The sequence below is a fragment of the Acinetobacter sp. Ver3 genome, from assembly GCF_000632455.1.
Lineage (GTDB): Bacteria > Pseudomonadota > Gammaproteobacteria > Pseudomonadales > Moraxellaceae > Acinetobacter.
This window is the reverse complement of sequence record NZ_JFYL01000007.1, coordinates 70,297-88,181: the sequence shown is the minus strand read 5'-3', so window position 1 is coordinate 88,181 and position 17,885 is coordinate 70,297. Positions and strand designations below refer to the sequence as shown.

At 39.8% G+C, this 17,885-nt stretch carries 17 protein-coding genes; 3 read left to right on the top strand and 14 right to left on the bottom strand.

Translation table 11 applies throughout. The features are described 5' to 3' along the window. Window positions 1–43: 43 nt before the first annotated feature. From CL42_RS03820 to pheS, 3 genes are all read right to left on the bottom strand, one after another. Window positions 44–340: an integration host factor subunit alpha gene (locus CL42_RS03820; protein WP_035265376.1), complete on the bottom strand. Its 297-nt coding sequence runs from the start codon at window positions 338–340 to the stop codon at window positions 44–46. Next, entirely contained in the window at window positions 337–2,718 is a 2,382-nt protein-coding gene (gene pheT / locus CL42_RS03815; RefSeq protein WP_035265375.1) for a phenylalanine--tRNA ligase subunit beta, read from the bottom strand. The genes CL42_RS03820 and pheT overlap by 4 nt, the downstream gene beginning before the upstream one ends. A gap of 120 nt (window positions 2,719–2,838) precedes the next feature. Further along, window positions 2,839–3,819, bottom strand: coding sequence for a phenylalanine--tRNA ligase subunit alpha (pheS, locus tag CL42_RS03810; RefSeq protein ID WP_035265373.1), 981 nt, complete (start codon window positions 3,817–3,819; stop codon window positions 2,839–2,841). Window positions 3,820–3,988: 169 nt separating this feature from the next. Between pheS and CL42_RS03805 the strand changes: the two genes are divergently transcribed. Further along, window positions 3,989–5,014: a hypothetical protein gene (locus tag CL42_RS03805; RefSeq protein ID WP_035265371.1), complete on the top strand. Its 1,026-nt coding sequence runs from the start codon at window positions 3,989–3,991 to the stop codon at window positions 5,012–5,014. Here the strand turns inward: CL42_RS03805 and CL42_RS03800 are convergent. The 6 genes from CL42_RS03800 to CL42_RS03775 all read right to left on the bottom strand — a co-directional run bounded on the left by CL42_RS03800 (window position 4,999) and on the right by CL42_RS03775 (window position 7,757). Further along, window positions 4,999–5,538 (bottom strand): AAA family ATPase, encoded by a 540-nt coding sequence (locus tag CL42_RS03800; RefSeq protein WP_035265369.1) that lies wholly within the window; start codon window positions 5,536–5,538, stop codon window positions 4,999–5,001. The two genes, CL42_RS03805 and CL42_RS03800, sit on opposite strands and share 16 nt — an antisense overlap. Window positions 5,539–5,621: 83 nt before the next feature. Then, a complete protein-coding gene (gene rplT, locus CL42_RS03795) occupies window positions 5,622–5,981 on the bottom strand; it encodes a 50S ribosomal protein L20 (RefSeq protein WP_004867327.1) in 360 nt (119 codons plus the stop codon). 11 nt (window positions 5,982–5,992) lie between these two features. Continuing rightward, entirely contained in the window at window positions 5,993–6,187 is a 195-nt protein-coding gene (gene rpmI / locus CL42_RS03790; protein WP_004278281.1) for a 50S ribosomal protein L35, read from the bottom strand. A 158-nt stretch (window positions 6,188–6,345) separates the two neighbouring features. Then, a complete protein-coding gene (locus tag CL42_RS03785; RefSeq protein WP_035265367.1) occupies window positions 6,346–6,771 on the bottom strand; it encodes a YqaA family protein in 426 nt (141 codons plus the stop codon). Continuing rightward, on the bottom strand, window positions 6,768–7,067 hold the full coding sequence (locus CL42_RS03780) for a hypothetical protein (RefSeq protein ID WP_035265366.1): 300 nt from the start codon (window positions 7,065–7,067) through the stop codon (window positions 6,768–6,770). Before CL42_RS03780 ends, CL42_RS03785 begins: the two co-directional genes overlap by 4 nt. Before the next feature lie 72 nt (window positions 7,068–7,139). Further along, window positions 7,140–7,757 (bottom strand): glutathione S-transferase family protein, encoded by a 618-nt coding sequence (locus CL42_RS03775; RefSeq protein WP_035265364.1) that lies wholly within the window; start codon window positions 7,755–7,757, stop codon window positions 7,140–7,142. A gap of 280 nt (window positions 7,758–8,037) precedes the next feature. Between CL42_RS03775 and CL42_RS03770 the strand changes: the two genes are divergently transcribed. Next, a complete protein-coding gene (locus tag CL42_RS03770; protein ID WP_035265362.1) occupies window positions 8,038–8,508 on the top strand; it encodes an Hsp20 family protein in 471 nt (156 codons plus the stop codon). 436 nt (window positions 8,509–8,944) lie between these two features. On the opposite strand, the gene infC is transcribed toward CL42_RS03770, so the two are convergent. Both infC and thrS read right to left on the bottom strand, forming a co-directional pair. Then, window positions 8,945–9,430 (bottom strand): translation initiation factor IF-3, encoded by a 486-nt coding sequence (gene infC, locus CL42_RS03765; RefSeq protein ID WP_373683335.1) that lies wholly within the window; start codon window positions 9,428–9,430, stop codon window positions 8,945–8,947. A gap of 71 nt (window positions 9,431–9,501) precedes the next feature. Further along, window positions 9,502–11,424 carry a threonine--tRNA ligase gene (gene thrS / locus CL42_RS03760; protein ID WP_035265361.1) on the bottom strand — a complete coding sequence of 641 codons (1,923 nt, stop codon included), beginning with the start codon at window positions 11,422–11,424 and terminating at the stop codon, window positions 9,502–9,504. Window positions 11,425–11,749: 325 nt separating this feature from the next. On the opposite strand from thrS, the gene CL42_RS03755 reads away from it, so the two are divergent. Continuing rightward, on the top strand, window positions 11,750–13,369 hold the full coding sequence (locus tag CL42_RS03755) for a glutamate synthase-related protein (RefSeq protein WP_035265359.1): 1,620 nt from the start codon (window positions 11,750–11,752) through the stop codon (window positions 13,367–13,369). Window positions 13,370–13,425: 56 nt separating this feature from the next. On the opposite strand, the gene CL42_RS03750 is transcribed toward CL42_RS03755, so the two are convergent. From CL42_RS03750 to CL42_RS03740, 3 genes are read right to left on the bottom strand one after another with little or no spacing between them, the layout of a single operon-like run. Beyond that, window positions 13,426–14,625: an alanine racemase gene (locus tag CL42_RS03750; RefSeq protein ID WP_035265356.1), complete on the bottom strand. Its 1,200-nt coding sequence runs from the start codon at window positions 14,623–14,625 to the stop codon at window positions 13,426–13,428. Between the two features lie 3 nt (window positions 14,626–14,628). Then, entirely contained in the window at window positions 14,629–15,918 is a 1,290-nt protein-coding gene (locus tag CL42_RS03745) for a D-arabinono-1,4-lactone oxidase (protein ID WP_035265355.1), read from the bottom strand. Continuing rightward, window positions 15,915–17,657 (bottom strand): neutral/alkaline non-lysosomal ceramidase N-terminal domain-containing protein, encoded by a 1,743-nt coding sequence (locus CL42_RS03740; RefSeq protein ID WP_035265354.1) that lies wholly within the window; start codon window positions 17,655–17,657, stop codon window positions 15,915–15,917. Before CL42_RS03740 ends, CL42_RS03745 begins: the two co-directional genes overlap by 4 nt. Window positions 17,658–17,885: the final 228 nt, after the last annotated feature.

Below are 17,885 nucleotides of genomic sequence, written 5' to 3'. Positions count from 1 at the left end.
GAGCTGAGCTCAGGTTTTTTTTTAATGTTATTTGATCAAGCGATTAATCGACTTGCTCTGTCCCTACACGCTGTCTAAACTTTTGACCAGCACGGAAGGTCACTACACGGCGTGCAGAAATAGGAATCTCCTCACCTGTTTTTGGATTACGCCCTGGACGCTGACGCTTGTCACGCAGTTCGAAATTACCAAAACCCGATAATTTGACATGTTCACCTGCAATTAATGCCTGGCTAATTTCATCAAAAAACAACTCAACCATTTGTTTAGCTTCACGACGATTTAAACTCGTCAGCTCACTCAAATGATCAGCCATTTCTGCTTTTGTTAATGCTGTCATGAGGCCCTCAATGTCGCTTGGTAAGTGTTTTCTAACACTTGTAAAATATTATCCATACCAGATTTAATTTCAGCATCCTCAAGCGTGCGACTCGGATGCTGCCATAAAAGTGCAAACGCCAATGAACGTTTACCCTCTTCTACACCTTGACCCGTATACACATCGAATAACCAAGAAGAATCAAGTAACTCTCCTCCAGTTTTTTCGATAAGTTGCTGAATTTCACTAACATTAATCTTATCACTAATTAAAACTGCAATATCACGTCTCACTGAAGGAAATCGTGATAATTCTGTAAAATTAGATACATAAGTTTGCAAAACAGACGATTGATCGAGTTCTGCTACCCATGTCGTTGCGAGATCAAGCTCATCTTCAAGCGATGGATGTAAACGACCAATATAACCAATCGATTGTCCGTCCACTAAAATTTCAGCAGATTGACCTGGATGCAACCATGAACGCTCTGAACGCACATATTCTACTTGAACTCGTCCAGCCGCCAATACAGCCTCAATTTCACCTTTAAAATCGAAGAAATCCATTGGCTGAGGTTTAGCATGCCAAGATTCCTGATTCTTCGCACCTGTTGCCACAATCGCTAGTGTAGGTATTTGCTTAAGATCATGAATACTGGTTGCTTCTTGATAATCAAAACGCAAGCCAAGTTCAAAGAAGCGCACACGACTTTGTTGACGATTAACGTTGTATTGGACACAAGGAATTAAGCTTGAAAGTAAAGTCGAACGCATTACCGCCAAATCACTTGAAATTGGATTTGCCAATGCCAAAGGATTTACACTTGGATTTAACTGTTTTTCAAGTTTTAGATCAGCAAAACTAAAGCTGATTGCCTCTTGATAACCAAGTGCAACCAAAGTTTGACGTAATTGTGCAACTTCAAATTGATCTTGGTATTTTGCAAGTTTCACATCAATCACAGGCAAGCTGATTTGAATGTTGTCATAACCATGAATACGCGCAACCTCTTCAATTAAGTCTTGGTAGATTGCCATATCATAACGATGTGATGGCGGTACGACAGACCATTGACCTTGTGCTTTAATTGTTACCTGACAACCTAGACGTGTTAACGCATCAGTAATAAAGTCAGAGTCAACTTTATAACCAAGAAGTTGATCAACTTGCGCCTGCTCAAGCTCGATTGCTTCGCGTGTTGGCAATACTCTTGGATTTTCTGCTACCGTAATTGGACCAAATTCACCACCTGCAAGCTCAGAAATCAACTGAGATGCACGGTGCATTGCGATCATTGGAAGTTCGAAATCCACTCCACGCTCATAACGCTGAGACGCATCTGTATGTAAACCGAAGCTACGCGCACGACCCGCAATATGAAGTGGTGCAAAGAATGCTGATTCAAGGAAGATTTCAGTCGTTGCGCCTGTCACCGATGAAGACAAGCCACCCATGATGCCCGCAATTGCTAATGCTTTTTCGTCATCTGCAATCACCATCACGTTGTCTTGCATTTCAACTTCTTGCTCATTCAAGAGAACAAGTTTTTCACCTGCAGTTGCTTGACGAACGTGTACCGCACCTTGAACTTTACCACCATCAAATGCGTGAAGCGGTTGACCCAACTCCATCAATACATAGTTGGTAATATCAACTAAGATACTGTGCTGACGGATACCAGAACGAGCCAGTGCGCGTTCCATCCATTCAGGAGTTGGCGCTTTGGTGTTGACGTTTTTGATCACACGACCTAAGTAACGTGGGCAACCTTCAGTAGATACAACGACCTTCTTTTCATCAGCAATCGTTGCAGCCACTTCTTTAATTTCAGGCGCAGTCACGGGAAGTTGGTTAATCACACCAATTTCACGTGCAATCCCACGAATACTGAAACAGTCACCACGGTTTGGTGTGATACTAATATCAATCACGTTGTCATCAAGGTCTAGATATTCACGTACGTTTACACCGACTAGCGCGTCCGCAGGAAGCTCGAGTAGACCGTCGATTTTATCTTCTAAATCAATTTCAGATGCACCGCACAGCATACCTTGTGATTCAACACCACGAAGCTTACCTTTTTTGATTTTAAAATCACCTGGCAATACTGCACCGATGGTTGCTACGGGTGCTTTCATTCCTGCACGTACATTAGGTGCACCACAGACGATTTGTAATGGTTCACCCACACCAATGTTGACAGTCGTTACACGTAAACGATCTGCATCTGGGTGCTGTTCTACCGTAAGTACTTCACCTACAACCACACCTGTAAATGGTTTTGCAGCAGGAGATAAATCATCTACCTCAAGGCCAAGCATGGTCAGTTGGTCAGATAAAGTATCGCTATCGATGGCTGGGTTAACCCATGTGCGTAGCCAATTTTCGCTAATTTTCATTGATATAAAACCTGTAATTCAAATCTCTAGAATCCTCCCTCTAACCCCCTTTGCTAAGGGAGAGAACCCCAAATGATTCTGTGGAGTTCCTCAAGTTAGGAGAGGATTTAATAAAAAGTTTTAAGCAAACTGGCGTAAGAAACGCACATCATTTTGGTAGAACATACGCAAGTCGTTTATGCCATAACGAAGCATTGCAAAACGTTCAACACCTAAACCAAATGCAAAGCCTTTGTACTTGTCTGGATCAATACCCGCTGAACGAAGAACATTTGGATGTACCATGCCACAACCTAATACTTCTAACCATTTTCCTCGCTCATCCATGATGTCGACTTCAGCACTTGGTTCTGTGAATGGGAAGTAAGATGGGCGGAAACGTACTTTCAAGTCTTTTTCAAAGAACTCATTCAGCAAATTAACCAATAATCCTTTTAACTCAGCAAAGCTCGTATTTTCTGCAACGTACAAACCTTCAATCTGGTGGAACATCGGAGAATGTGTTTGGTCTGAGTCACAGCGATACACACGACCTGGACATACAATACGAATTGGTGGTTGCTGTGTTTCCATCGTTCGAATCTGTACACCAGAGGTATGCGTACGAAGCAAATGGTTTACATCGAAGTAAAAGGTATCGTGCATTGCACGCGCAGGGTGATGACCCGGAATATTTAATGCCTCAAAGTTGTGATAGTCATCTTCAACCTCTGGACCAGTCGCAACAGAAAAACCTGCTTTCGTGAAGAATTGACAAATACGCTCTTGTACTTGGGTCACTGGGTGGATACTGCCCACCTGTTGTCCACGACCAGGCAACGTGATGTCGATCTGTTCACTTGCTAATTTTTGTTCTAGTGCAGCTTTTTGTAATGCAGTTTGACGCTCAGTTAATGCGCCATTAATCGCTTCTCGAACTGAATGAATCTGCGCACCAAAAACCTTACGCTCTTCCGGATCCATTTTACCCAGTGCTTTCGATTGTTCAGCAAGCTGGCTTTTCTTACCCGTAAATTGCACTCGAACCTGATCGAGTGTTGCAAGGTCTTGAGCTGCTGCAATGGCAGCGAGCGCTTCAGTGGTCAGGGCTTCCAGTGACATAGTAACTCTCAAAGCAACAAATATAAAAAATAATATAACTGCGCATTCTAACAGCTTTTATAGCTCCGTATGAAGATCAGCAAGTGTTAAAATTGGATGTGGAATTAAATTGGAAATTACATTTATAAAAAGTTTAAGATATGCGCAATGATCATTGAGAAGATATGTCATGGCATTAGATCAAATTTGGAAACAACAGCTCACACTCGTGACTTATGGCAATGAGTTTTTAAGTCAGGATTTAAGTTTTCAACACTGGAAAAATCATGCGATTTTTAATCAGCACCATTTCCTTTTTCGAGATTTAAATACACAACACTTATTGGCACAACACTTCCAAGTTTGGTTAGAAAGCTTAAAACGTCAGGGTGTCACACGCTTAAGCCTACATAACTCAAGTTTATTAATCGATGAAAAAAATCCCAATCCAAATGTTGAGCTTTTACCATATCCCCATTTCATTGTCAGTCATCACCGCAATGTAAAAACAGCATGGATCTGTGGTAAAGAACTTGCCGAATGGTATAGTTCTGAACAAGACTTCGACATACCAAACAACCAAACACTCCCTGCACGAATTGAAACATTTTGGCGTTTTGATCTATCCACCCAACATATCAAACGTGTTGAGGCAGATCTTCAAGCACCTAATTGGAATGATATTCACGACTACACAGAGAATGAGCTGTTCGATCGCGCATTAGCACAAGGGGTGGAATCCGTTAAACGTGGCGCAATCTTTTATGGTACTGACGATCAATCACCCTCCAACGCTGGAGCTGCCTTACCATTACTGCCACAAGATTATGCAGCACCTTATGCCAATGAAACCTTAGTGCGTTTCATGCATCTAGAACAACATTTAAAGATTCAAAAACGAAAGCTTTTGGAGCAAGATCATCAAGAATCTCTTGAGGAAGAAAAACAACTGAAGGTATTTCAACAAAAGTTAGATGACCTGAGTGCAAAATTCATTACTAAAGTAGCAAATCACTATAAAACTGCTCATTTAAAAAGCCCCGAAATTCACTCCCCTTTGGATGAAGCCTTAACACATACTCAACATGGAAAACGCTTTTTCAACAATGATTCCAGTTCTCACCAACCCACACCTAAAACAGGTAAATCAAATGTGTTTGCCCTCATTTTAGTCACTGCAATAATCTGTTTCTGCGCTTACTATTTTGGACTGTGATGTTTTAAAAATTCATCTAATTGTTCAGTTTTATGAAAATGTAGCCACTTTATATGATGATATTGAGTGGCATTCATCATCTGCAAATATTTAAGTCTATTTTTCCCATGTGTTTGGACTACCCACAATATTATTGAGTCTTTACTTAACAATTTCGCCCAATGTTCTCTATTGTTAGAATTTTTCCATATTTTCTTTTGGCTAATCACACGGTATAGCGACCTCTTAATCACACGATAAAGATTTACGCGTAGTGAAAAATCCAACCACATCACAGTGTCGATCTCACTTAAGATTAAATTTTGAATCAGAGAATAATTACCATCAATCACGAAGCCCTTATTCATAGACCTAACACGATTTATAAATTTTTCTTGAAATTGTATTGGAGATGACTCAGTCCAGTTATCCAACCAAAAGAGATTATCAAGTTCAATATGATCGACTTGCAGTTGAGCAGCCAACTTACGTGCAAAGGTTGTTTTCCCAGATGCTGCTGTACCGACGACCATAATTTTATTCATACTAATCTCTTGGCTTTATTTGGTCGTAAACAATGAAAATAAAAAAGACCGCTAAAAAGCGGTCTTTTTCTCATCTACGATGATTAAGCAGCTAATGCGCCTTTAGCTTTTTCAGCTAAAGCAGCAAATGCAACTGCGTCATGCATAGCGATGTCAGCAAGTACGCGACGGTCGATGATCACTTGAGCTTTTTTCAAGCCATCGATCATACGGCTGTACGACAAACCATTTTGACGTGCACCAGCATTGATACGCGCAATCCATAAAGCACGGAATTGACGTTTCTTTTGACGACGGTCACGGTAAGCATATTGACCTGCTTTGATTACCGCTTGGAACGCTACGCGGTAAACGCGTGAACGAGCACCATAGTAACCTTTAGCGCGAGCAAGAATTTTTTTGTGACGGCGATGAGCCTGTACACCACGTTTTACACGAGCCATTTATAATCTCCTTAGATGTACGGGCACATACGACGAACTGAAGCAACGTCACTTACGTGAACCATTACACAGCCGCGCAATTGACGAATACGCTTAGCAGATTTTTTGGTCAAAATGTGGCGTTTGAACGCTTGTTTACGCTTAAAACCGTTAGCAGTCGCTTTGAAGCGTTTTGCTGCACCACGGCGAGTTTTCATCTTAGGCATAACAACCTCTTTTGAACACCTGTTCGGCTCGTTTGCACCATTACAATACGACCTGCAGGTAAGGGAGCGAGTATTCTATAGCATCTTTGCGCAAAACAAAAGCACCGTTAATCTTGATTCAGACAAATTAATCTTGATGAGTTTTACTCTACGAAAATTTAGAACAAACCAAGATACACCCAGTAGATAAATAGATATCGACCTGTTTTCGCTATACCCACCACGAAGATAAATTTCCAGAATTTTTCTTTCAAGATTCCTGCAATTAAGGTGATTGGATCACCAATGATAGGCACCCAACTTAAAAGAAGTGACCATGTACCATACTGCTGATAAGCCCGTTGAGCACGAATCATTTGATCTGACTTAAATGGAAACCACTTTTTGGTTTTAAACTGCTCTATTTTTAAGCCCAACCACCAATTAACGCATGAACCCATCACATTCGCTACACTTGCAACAAAAATAAGCATCCACGGCGAAAATTGTTTTAGAGCAAATGACCCCAACAATATTGCTTCGGACTGTAAGGGCAATAAAGTGGCGGCTCCAAAGGCACTTAAGAACAATAAAATCAGATTCATTTACTGGACTTATTCACAGCTAGAAGTTTCTGAGTTTTACGATATTCTTTTATCGACCAAGCAATTGCTAACACTACTATGATGGCACGTAGCACCGTATATTTACTCGTTGTCGCTGGAATCACCTGTTTTAATTGATCCCTAGAATCTGGTTCGATTGCTGCAATGATATTTTGCACATGAAATATTTCGACGATATAAGAAGCAACACAGAGTAAAATACCAGCAATAATTGCCCAGTATACTTTTGAATTAGATTCAACAATTTTGCTAAAATTTAAAAAAAAATCCTTCATGGCAGTTCTCCATAAAAAAACCACCGAATGGTGGTTTAGATATGTAGAGTTTATCACACTTAAATCCGTGATCTACTTTAGTAGTGCAAGCGCCTTTTGTACCGCTGGTCTCTGTTGGATACGTTGAATATAAGCTTCCACTTCAGGAAACTCTGCTAAATGAATACTTTGCCACTCGTGCCGCATCAACCAAGGGAAAATTGCCATATCCGCAATAGAGTACTCACCTGCCACATAGTCTTGCCCAACTAACTGCTTATTGAGCACCCCATATAATCTTTTAGTTTCTGTAATGTAGCGCTCGATCGCATAAGGGATTTTCTCTTTAGCAAATTTAGCAAAATGATGATTTTGACCTAACATCGGTCCTAGACCACCCATTTGCCACATCAACCATTGTTCAACCTGAATTCTCGCGATTTCGTGCTGAGGATAGAATTGTCCCGTTTTACGTCCTAAATATTGCAGTATTGCACCAGACTCGAAAATCGAAATCGATTGATTATTCGGTCCATTTTGATCAACTATCGCAGGAATTTTATTATTAGGAGAAATCGCAAGAAAGTCAGTTTGGAACTGATCATTTTCTAATATATTGATTGGATAGATTTGATAATCTAAAGCCATTTCTTCGAGTGCAATTGTTATTTTTAATCCGTTGGGTGTTCCCCAGTAATATAAATCGATCATTACAGTTCAGGCTCCATATGCCCTTTGTTGATTGATTTATCCACCATAAATCATTTCAAACCAAACAACAAGGATAGAAATTTTTTATTTATAAATTGTAAAAAATCAATTATTTATAAAATATTTTAAATTTTTTTGAATTTATTATTGAAAAATTTCGGTCTGAACCTATATAAAAAATTAGCCAGATTTATGATGATCATCTGGTTCTGTTGATGATAGTCATGACAGAACAACATTCTTATTTTTATGACTTTGCTGACCTCAGGAGGTTTTAATCATGAGTAACTTAAATCTTCATCCATTGTTTCGTCGTAGCATTGGTTTTGATCGTTTAAACGATTTTATTGATTACGCAATGCAAAGTGATGCTCCAAACTACCCACCTTATAACATTGAAAAAAAAGGTGAGAATAAATATGGCATCGTGGTCGCTACTGCAGGATTTAGTCAAGATGAGTTAAATATCAGTCTTGAAAATCAGCTTCTCTCGATCACAGGAAAACCAGAAGCTATTCAATCTGAACAAACCGAATATCTTCATAAAGGAATTGCGCGTCGTTCATTTAAATTATCGCTTCGCTTAGATGAACATATTGAAGTTCAACAAGCAGATTATGAAAATGGCTTATTAGTGATCGACTTAGAGCGTATCATTCCAGAAGAGAAATTACCTCGACAAATTCCAATTGGCAAAAAACTTCTGTTAGAAAATACAGAGTCTACTGAAAAAACAGTTCATGTCGAATAAAGCATCTAACTTAATGAGTCACAAAAAAAGCCGATGCAAAAGTATCGGCTTTTTTTTATAAATCAAATCTACAGCTACTTTGAGCAACGAATTTCCTGATGTGCAATATAAAAAATCCTTTTTGGGTCATCTTTCAAGACAGTAAACACTCTAAACCTATTCAGTTTTACCATCCATCTAGAATTTTCTATGCATAAGTACGAGTTTACCTGTCGAAATAATTACATTTTTTACTCAAGCCACAAAATGATTCGAGAAGTTTAAAATATACGTTTATTAGACTTCACTAAAGTACTGCCTGATGGAAATATTCAACTGATGATTTATACCCCAACTACAGTCGTTCCTCTCTTTACTAACTCAGGATGTACCTATATCCCTTCAATCAACATATAAAAAAGCCCTGCATGTGCAGGGCTTTTTCTCTAAATCGGTTTTACTTTTTCTTTTTAGGACCAAGTAACATACCCATTTGACGGCCTTCCATTTTTGGTGCTTGTTCCACTACACCGATTTCAGCCACATCAGCTTCAATCTTTTGTAATTGAGCAAGACCCAATTGTTGGTGAGCCATCTCACGACCACGGAAACGTAGAGTAATTTTAACTTTGTTGCCTTCTTCAAGGAATTTCAGAATAGCACGCAACTTAACATTGTAATCACCAACGTCTGTACCAGGACGCAACTTGATCTCTTTAACCTGAACTTGATGCTGCTTTTTCTTAGCATCTTTTTGCTTTTGCTTCAGATCAAATAAATGCTTGTTGTAATCCATGATTTTACAAACAGGCGGCTCTGCATTCGCAACGATCTCAACGAGGTCAAGATCAACTTCTTCTGCAGCACGCAACGCTTCAGCAAGTGAAACGATGCCTTTTTGTTCTCCGTCAGCGCCAACGAGACGCACTTCTTTCGCACGAATCTCATCATTTAATGCAGGACGATTGCTTTTAGCACCTTGTTGTTGGTTACGGTCAGGCTGTTTAATCTTTCTTACTCCACAATATACCGGCCGCGTTCGGCTACGGCTACTTTCACTAAGTCAACGAATGCATCGATAGACATAGTACCTAAATTTGTTCCAGAGCGAGTACGTACATTCACTGTACCTTCCTCTACTTCTCGATCCCCAAGCACCAATAGGTATGGAATACGCTCTAAAGTACGCTCACGAATCTTAAAGCCGATTTTCTCATTTCTCAAGTCTGAAATCACTCGAATGCCATTTTCTTGCAATTTAGCGACGACTGACTGACAAGCATCTGCTTGAGAATCGGTAATATTCATCACACATGCTTGAATTGGTGCCAACCATGGTGGCATAAATCCAGCGTAGTGTTCAATAAGTATACCAATAAAACGTTCAAAACTGCCAAGAATTGCACGATGAAGCATCACAGGATGATCACGATCGTTGTCTTCAGTGACATAAGATGCATCTAAACGTAATGGCAAGTTAAAATCGCATTGGATTGTACCGCACTGCCAGATACGACCTAAACAATCTTTCAAAGAAAATTCAATTTTAGGACCGTAGAACGCACCCTCACCAGGTTGTAAATCCCAAGCGAGACCCGCTGCATCCAGTGCGTCAGCTAAAGATTTTTCAGCAACATCCCAAAGCTTATCATCCCCTACACGCTTTTCTGGACGTGTTGAGAGTTTCATTTGCACTTCTTCAAAACCGAAATCTTTATAAACATCTAAAGTCAGTTTAATAAAGTCAGCAACTTCTTGACCAATTTGCTCAGTTGTACAAAAAATGTGTGCATCATCTTGGGTGAAACCACGAACACGCATAATCCCGTGTAATGAACCCGATGGTTCGTTACGGTGACATGAACCAAATTCAGCAAGACGAATTGGTAAATCACGGTAAGATTTTAAACCTTGGTTAAACACTTGAACATGACATGGGCAGTTCATTGGTTTAACGGCATAGTTACGGTTTTCAGAATGTGTAGTAAACATGTTTTCTGCATAGTTTGCAGCATGTCCTGATTTTTCCCAAAGACTAAAATCGACCACCTGAGGTGTGCGAATCTCTTGATAACCATTGTCCTGCTGAACTTTACGCATGTATTGTTCTAAAACTTGATAGATCGTCCAGCCATTTGGATGCCAGAACACCATGCCTGGTGCTTCTTCTTGCATGTGGAACAGATCAAGCGCTTTACCAATTTTACGGTGGTCACGCTTTTCAGCTTCTTCAATACGTTTGATATAAGCAGCCAACTGCTTCTTATCCGCCCAAGCCGTACCATAAATACGTTGAAGTTGTTCGTTTTTCGCATCACCACGCCAGTAAGCACCTGACATCTTCGTCAACTTAAATGACTTTAAGAATTTAGTGTTTGGTACGTGTGGACCACGACACATATCCACATATTCTTGATGATAATAAAGACCCATTTGAGTCTCATCTGGCATATCTTCGATGAGGCGTAATTTATAATCTTCACCACGCTCAGTGAATACTTTGATCACTTCATCACGAGGTGTCATCTTTTTAATGACATCATAATCTTGATCGATGAGCTTTTTCATACGCTCTTCGATGGCAGCCATATCATCTGGTGTAAATGGTTTTTCACTGTAGATATCGTAATAGAAACCATCTTCAATGACAGGTCCAATCACCATCTTTGCTTCGGGGAAAAGCTGCTTCACTGCGTGACCAACTAAATGGGCACAAGAGTGACGAATAATTTCAACACCTTCATCATCTTTAGGCGTAATGATCTGCAACGTGGCATCATCAGTGATTAAGTCACATGCATCAACTAGATGGCCGTTTACACGACCTGCAACCGTATTTTTTGCAAGACCTGGACCGATGCTTTGAGCAACTTCCATGACAGAGACAGCTTGATCAAATTGTTTTTGATCGCCGTTTGGCAAAGTAATAATTGGCATAAAAAATCCTTAAGGAGTGATGCCCCGTACAATGGAGCATGTCACCGCGAGATTATGATCGAGGCGAACCTCAAAAGATAAAAACGGTGGATAAATAAAATCGCTAGAGATTTTACACGTGTCACGTTGTTTAATAAACCGTTAATCGAGCATTAGGCGATAGCAGTTTTAATTGTGACAAAAATAGTTAAAATATATTCCCAATCTAATATTTAAACCAATATTATCCCAATTATAGAAAAATAATCTTTTATACTTTCTATTAGATGATCAACATACTTTTAAACAAATAAATATAACCCACTGAAATCATTAGGCAGGTCATATGAAATCTCACCCACTAATTGCTTGGTCTACACTCCAGCCGCTTAAACCCGCATATGCTTTAGCAGCCAATGTGGATCTTGTTGTTCTTCGTCTTGAAGATCATGATGAAGAAAAAGTCGTAGTCATGTATGGTCGTTGTCAGCATCGCGGAGCACTCATGTCCGATGCCCATATTCAAGGCGACAAAATTGTATGTGGCCTTCACGGCTCTCATTACCTCTATAAAACTGGCATTAACCCGAGATATCTCAATAAAAATCTGCAAAAATTTAAAGCTTGGATTCATGATGATCATGTCTATGTTGACTTAGAAGAAATCGAAGCTTGGGAAAAAAGAAATCCACAGCAATTCAACCGTAATCGTTATCAAGGACTCTACGCAGATTCTCAGCCTGCTCCTGAAGAGCCACACAATAGATTCATCTTAGAATTAGCTCGAAATGGTCTAAAAAATTTCGGTCATCATGGTCCTACCGCAGCCATGGGTGTGCCTTTTGACAAACTTCCAAAATGGGAAGATATTCAACTGGTCACAGCTCAACTTTGGAAAGCTCCTCTACTGGATGATGCCCCCGTTGCAAGCGAAGTGATTATTGGACCAAATGCAAAAAAACCATTGAGACTCAATATTCCATTATTTGTTTCCGACATGAGTTTTGGAGCTTTATCTCAAGAAGCAAAAACTGCACTGGCAATGGGTGCGGAAATGGCAGGTACTGGCATCTGTTCTGGTGAAGGTGGAATGTTAGATGATGAACAAGCCTCGAATTCACGATATTTTTACGAGTTGGCCTCTGGTCGTTTTGGCTATGACATTGAAAAAGTAAAAAAATGCCAAGCTTTTCACTTTAAAGGTGGACAGGCAGCAAAAACAGGAACAGGCGGACATCTACCCGGGCATAAAGTAGTCGGAAAAATTGCAGAAGTACGTGGTTTAGAAGAAGGACAATCTGCGATTTCTCCCGCAACCTTTCCGGATTGGACTGAACTTTCACAGTACAAGGAGTTTGCAAACTATATACGCGAGCAGACAGGTGGCATTCCGATTGGCTTTAAACTGTCTGCACAGCATATCGAAAAAGACATTGATGCTGCGATTGCGATAGGTGTGGACTACATTATTTTAGATGGTCGTGGTGGTGGTACAGGTGCAGCACCAACATTATTCCGTGACAATATTTCAGTGCCGACCATTCCTGCTTTAGCACGGGCACGTCGTCATTTAGATCGTTTAGGACGTCGTGACATTAGTTTGGTCATTACAGGTGGCTTACGTGTCCCTGCTGATTTTATTAAAGCCTTAGCGCTGGGTGCAGATGCCATTGCCCTGTCTAACTCTGCCATGCAGGCAATTGGTTGTTTGGGAATGCGCGCGTGTAATACAAATGAATGCTCTGTCGGTATTGCAACACAAAAAGATCATTTGCGTCGAAGACTCGAAATTGAAAAATCAGCACAGCAACTCGCCAACTTCTTCAATGCTTCAGTCGAATTGATGCAGGTAATGGCGCGTGCTTGTGGGCATGACCATTTAAGTAAATTTAATTTGGATGACTTAACCACTTGGAAAAAAGAAATCAGTGAATTAACGGGCATCCACTACGGCGGTATCCAATAAATTTCAAACCAATGCTAAAAAGGGATGATTAACTTCATCCCTTTTTCTTTTAATCACTACTCTCTAAAATTTTCCCAAGGTTCAAATCTACTCGTTTCCAAATCAGATGAATTCCACTCATTTTCTTTTCGATAAAGGTACGTGCGATTGAACTGCGGGATGACCACCTCACTCTGGCTCGGTCGAATAATTACATAGTCATCAGGATGGATATCAATTTTACGATCGACACAAATCATTTCCTGATTGGTGCTTCGTCCATACAATAAATGAGGATGAGATTTTGCTGGATAAACATATTGACCCATCCAATAGCCACCGTAGATAAAAACCGATTGATGCTTCTGAAAGAATTTTATTTTTTTAAATGAAGGCATTCCTGGCAATGAAACTTGGTCTAAAACTTTCAGTACGGGACTCGCTATATATAAAGCAGATTTAAGTGAAGAAAGATATTCAGAATCAAAATCGCTGGGCTTAAGCAACATTGAGCCAAATGACAGATCATTACACACACTATGTTTCACGTGAAAACTAAAGGTTGGACTTCCTCCTCCGTTAAAACACAGCTGAGCATGATTTAAATCTGGGAATTGGTGCTTTAAGATGTGCTGATAATTTTGATAAATATGTTGAGATTCAGCATAAGCTGTTTCTGCACGCTTCACCACCTTAGGTAGTTTAGTGACATGCGCATCGTAGCCCATTAAGCCACTCAAATTTAGCGTTTTTTGATGCTGCTGAATATAATTGAGCATTTGTATAAATTCAGCAGAATTTTGAACGCCTCCACGATGTAATCCCACATCAATTTCAAGATTGATATTGAAGCTAAGTCCCAGTTGATCAGCCAAGGCATGATATTGTTGCAAACGAGCAAAGGAATCAATTAACCAATGTATCTTGCATTGGATTGGCGTGTGATGGTTTTGATAAAACCTTTCTACTGCACGAATTGGCATCGGCTTGCCAAAGAGTAAATCAGCTTGATCAAAATGATTGAACATCAATTCTAAGTGATCAATATGGAACACCATAAAGTGTCGGGTGTCTAATTCGAAACTTAGCTTTTTTAACAAAGGCAAACAAGCCAAAGATTTAACGACCAACCGCGGTTTTAAGTGCTTTGCTGAAGCTAGCTGCTGTTTTACATAAGCAATATTAAAGTTTAATGCATCCTCATCGATCAAGAGCATAGGTTGACCTAAACCATGTGCCCGCAGATCATCATTCATTTGATTAAAAAAACTATTCATCTCTCATCCATGTTGCCCAAGTAATAGTTTTTCAAGATAGGGATTGAGAAACTTTCGATGGGGATCGAGCGCTTCTCTGATTTGCATAAATTCATTCCATTTCGGATAAAGAGCTCGAATCTCTTGGTGAGATAGTTGATGCATCTTAGCCCAGTGTGGACGGCCTCGATATTTTTGAAAAATCGGCTCAATAAGATCAAATACTTTTTGAGGTGACTGCTTATAATATTGATGGATTGAAACCGAAATACTGTCTTGCTGATAGAAAGGACTTAGCCAAATATCATCCCCTTTGACCACGCGGAATTCGATAGGGAAAAAAGAATTTATTTGATATTTTCTAAACGTTGCAATCACTTCTTTGATGCATTGAATACCATTCTCAATTGGAATTTGATATTCCATTTCATTGAATTTGGTATTCCGAGGTGTTGCAAAAATATCACTCGACCAATCAATGAATTCTGTTGGCTTCACAAAAACACCGACTAATTTTTGAAGATATTTCGTCAAAAAAGGGGCTTTTTTAGAAATTTCACAACACCATGTTAAAAGTTGATCCTCAGATGGCCAAGAAGTTTCTCTTGGCTTCACCTCACCCTCTGTAACATCAAGTGTTTTAAAAATTAACTGATCTGTAAAAGGGAAAATAAAATACTCCAAATGCCGATGTTGGTGCATCAATTGGAGAAATTGATCAAGGCTTTCTTCTGCAGGGGCTAAATGAATTTTCTCTTCCAATTTATATCTAGGGCGGTTTTGCATGGTTATTTTCGTTAATATCCCGAGTGATCCCAAAGATACTCTCCCTGCCTGAAAAATTTCAGGGTTCTCCGTCTTGGAGCATTGGATTAACTCCCCGTTTGCCTGTAATAGCTCAAAATCTTCTACATAGCCTGAAATAGAATATAGCGCTGCACCTGTCCCGTGTGTTCCTGTAGACACAGCACCAGCTAAACTTTGTTGATCAATATCACCCTGATTCATAAGCGACTGTTCATAAGGCGCAAGATGCTGTCCTAAATTGAATAGTCGAGTACCTGCCCATAACGTCGCTTGGCATTTAGCCTGATCAGCATTTAAGACACTTGAAAATCGGTCTAAAGAAATAATAGACGCATCCGTTTTTACCAAAGGAGTAAATGAATGCCCTGCACCAACCACACGAACTTTAGGATGTTGAATCACAATATCCTGTAATTCATGTAATTGATCTGGATATAAGATGTGTTGCGGGTTTGAGTGGCAATATCCCGACCAGTTAGACCAATAATGATGTGTCAGATTACTCATGTTGCCAACTCCTTTTGTGCAACGGCGGTTTGAACATTTCCCCGATTGGTTCTTTTCTCTAATTCTTTTTGAGGTACTGCTTTAGGTACGCAATTTGATAATTGACGTTGTTCAGGTGGCAAACAAATCTGTTTAGCCAAATGTTTAAAATAGGTTTGAAAAGCTGCCAAAGTCCATTGACCAAATAAAGTGTGTCCACCTTCATAGGCTTGTTCTTGATATTCTTCGAATGTCGTCACATAGCCCATATAATCATTACAATAAGATGCAAACCAAATTTTTGCGTTAGGAAATGTCGGTAATACACTTTTCTGAATGGTATTTAATACGCGCTTACCTGAAGTTGTTGTAAACTCTCCGGGAGCACATACCAAAAAAAGTTGACCGATTCGAATGAGCTGAATTGGCACAATATGTGGCACTAAATCGCTTTCTTGAATTGCGCCAGCGTGAACTTGAGCATTCATTTCAGCAATGAGTGGATCTAAAACACCAGGAAGTGAACCTAATTTTTTTCCTAATATCCGATGCTGACCCGATTCAAAAATAATATTTTTGGGTCCTTGAGCATGATAAAGCTTCTGATAATAAGCACTTTCCACTGGATCTTTTGAATTCAATTTACTTCGTTTGAATTGTTTTGAAAGTAAATTCATAGCCATGATCAATGGCTTTGCAGCACCCACACCATCGACTGGTGTGCCCGCAATAAATGCTGTCCCATGACAAGCTTGGCTTGTTATCGCATTGCTATATCCACCTGAAAACTCTGGATCAGCCACAGTATTTGACATATCCACATACTCGAGTACTGCATCCAAATCCTGATATTGAATTTTTTGATTTTGCTGCTCAATTAAAGCGGCTAAAGCATACTCACTCTGTATACGACCATTGTTTCTCGCATAGATGTATTCTGCTTCTCCTTTTATCTTTTTTCTGATCTTAGTCTGATTCTTTCCATGGAAGTGTGGTGACACATCGCCTGCTGTTGCTTGCGCAAATATACAAACTGGTCCATCCACCCCAGCAGCACTTAAGGTCTCTTCCGAAAGTGTTGCGGCATAGCCTTTATTATCACCATCATGAGCGTCTAATTGATTGCCCAAACATGTCGCATGCACACCAAACAGTGACAACAGAGAATGCAGCTTTTCCCCACGATAAAAGCCAAGGACTTGCATTTGTCGATTGATCGCTTTGTAAGTTTCAGATTCGTCGACGAATGCAGTATCGAGATTTCGATTATACGCTTTTATCGAGCGATTCCATGCCACAGGAACTTGCTCAGGAATGTCAATTGTCGCTAACCGAATCTCTGTAAAATCGCGATTGGATAATGCCTGTTGAATACTGGATTGCACAGCATCCACTACTGCATCAAGGTGCTCAGGCACAAATCCTGGTGTCGGCATATTATAAAGAGCTTCATAACCACAACCGCCTGGACCTGAATGGGTATGCGTTGCCATTAGAACCAAACGATGTGGATCGAAACGATCGCTCAACGTTTCATTCAAGCGTTGGATTACAGTAATTCGAATTGCTGAAGTAATACAGCCAAAATCTAGACAACATAAAATTAATGGAGCATCTCGATCTTTTTGAATGGTCACTGTTCTCGCATACAGCGCAGTTCTTTTTTTATAGGCACGGTGATGCCACATCCCATAGCCAAACATGGCATAGCCTTTGGGTTCGATGTTAATTTCATCTTTCCCCCACCCAACAATATACATATGCAAAATCCTTTTGCTTTTATTATTCGATTTTGAAACTTAAAATCTGTTTAAAATTTACCCTATTTCTCGATCAATTACATTATTCAGCACAAATAAATATCACCAACTTCACGAATAAAACGCAATAAATTGAAATTAAAAAATATGAATTTTCGCCTAATTGACAAAATGTCACGTTTGCTCGACTAAAGGATAAATGTATTCCGTTTCTTTTTTGCTTATCTT

Excerpts from the sequence above, each read along its gene's own strand:
- CL42_RS03755 (WP_035265359.1), top strand. The coding sequence starts at position 11,750 with ATGAAATCTCACCCACTAATTGCTTGGTCTACACTCCAGCCGCTTAAA.
- pheS (WP_035265373.1), bottom strand. The coding sequence starts at position 3,819 with ATGTCACTGGAAGCCCTGACCACTGAAGCGCTCGCTGCCATTGCAGCA.
- CL42_RS03820 (WP_035265376.1), bottom strand. The coding sequence starts at position 340 with ATGACAGCATTAACAAAAGCAGAAATGGCTGATCATTTGAGTGAGCTG.
- CL42_RS03770 (WP_035265362.1), top strand. The coding sequence starts at position 8,038 with ATGAGTAACTTAAATCTTCATCCATTGTTTCGTCGTAGCATTGGTTTT.
- CL42_RS03745 (WP_035265355.1), bottom strand. The coding sequence starts at position 15,918 with ATGAGTAATCTGACACATCATTATTGGTCTAACTGGTCGGGATATTGC.
- thrS (WP_035265361.1), bottom strand. The coding sequence starts at position 11,424 with ATGCCAATTATTACTTTGCCAAACGGCGATCAAAAACAATTTGATCAA.
- CL42_RS03800 (WP_035265369.1), bottom strand. The coding sequence starts at position 5,538 with ATGAATAAAATTATGGTCGTCGGTACAGCAGCATCTGGGAAAACAACC.
- CL42_RS03780 (WP_035265366.1), bottom strand. The coding sequence starts at position 7,067 with ATGAAGGATTTTTTTTTAAATTTTAGCAAAATTGTTGAATCTAATTCA.
- rplT (WP_004867327.1), bottom strand. The coding sequence starts at position 5,981 with ATGGCTCGTGTAAAACGTGGTGTACAGGCTCATCGCCGTCACAAAAAA.
- pheT (WP_035265375.1), bottom strand. The coding sequence starts at position 2,718 with ATGAAAATTAGCGAAAATTGGCTACGCACATGGGTTAACCCAGCCATC.
- rpmI (WP_004278281.1), bottom strand. The coding sequence starts at position 6,187 with ATGCCTAAGATGAAAACTCGCCGTGGTGCAGCAAAACGCTTCAAAGCG.
- CL42_RS03740 (WP_035265354.1), bottom strand. The coding sequence starts at position 17,657 with ATGTATATTGTTGGGTGGGGGAAAGATGAAATTAACATCGAACCCAAA.
- CL42_RS03785 (WP_035265367.1), bottom strand. The coding sequence starts at position 6,771 with ATGAATCTGATTTTATTGTTCTTAAGTGCCTTTGGAGCCGCCACTTTA.
- CL42_RS03750 (WP_035265356.1), bottom strand. The coding sequence starts at position 14,625 with ATGAATAGTTTTTTTAATCAAATGAATGATGATCTGCGGGCACATGGT.
- CL42_RS03805 (WP_035265371.1), top strand. The coding sequence starts at position 3,989 with ATGGCATTAGATCAAATTTGGAAACAACAGCTCACACTCGTGACTTAT.
- CL42_RS03775 (WP_035265364.1), bottom strand. The coding sequence starts at position 7,757 with ATGATCGATTTATATTACTGGGGAACACCCAACGGATTAAAAATAACA.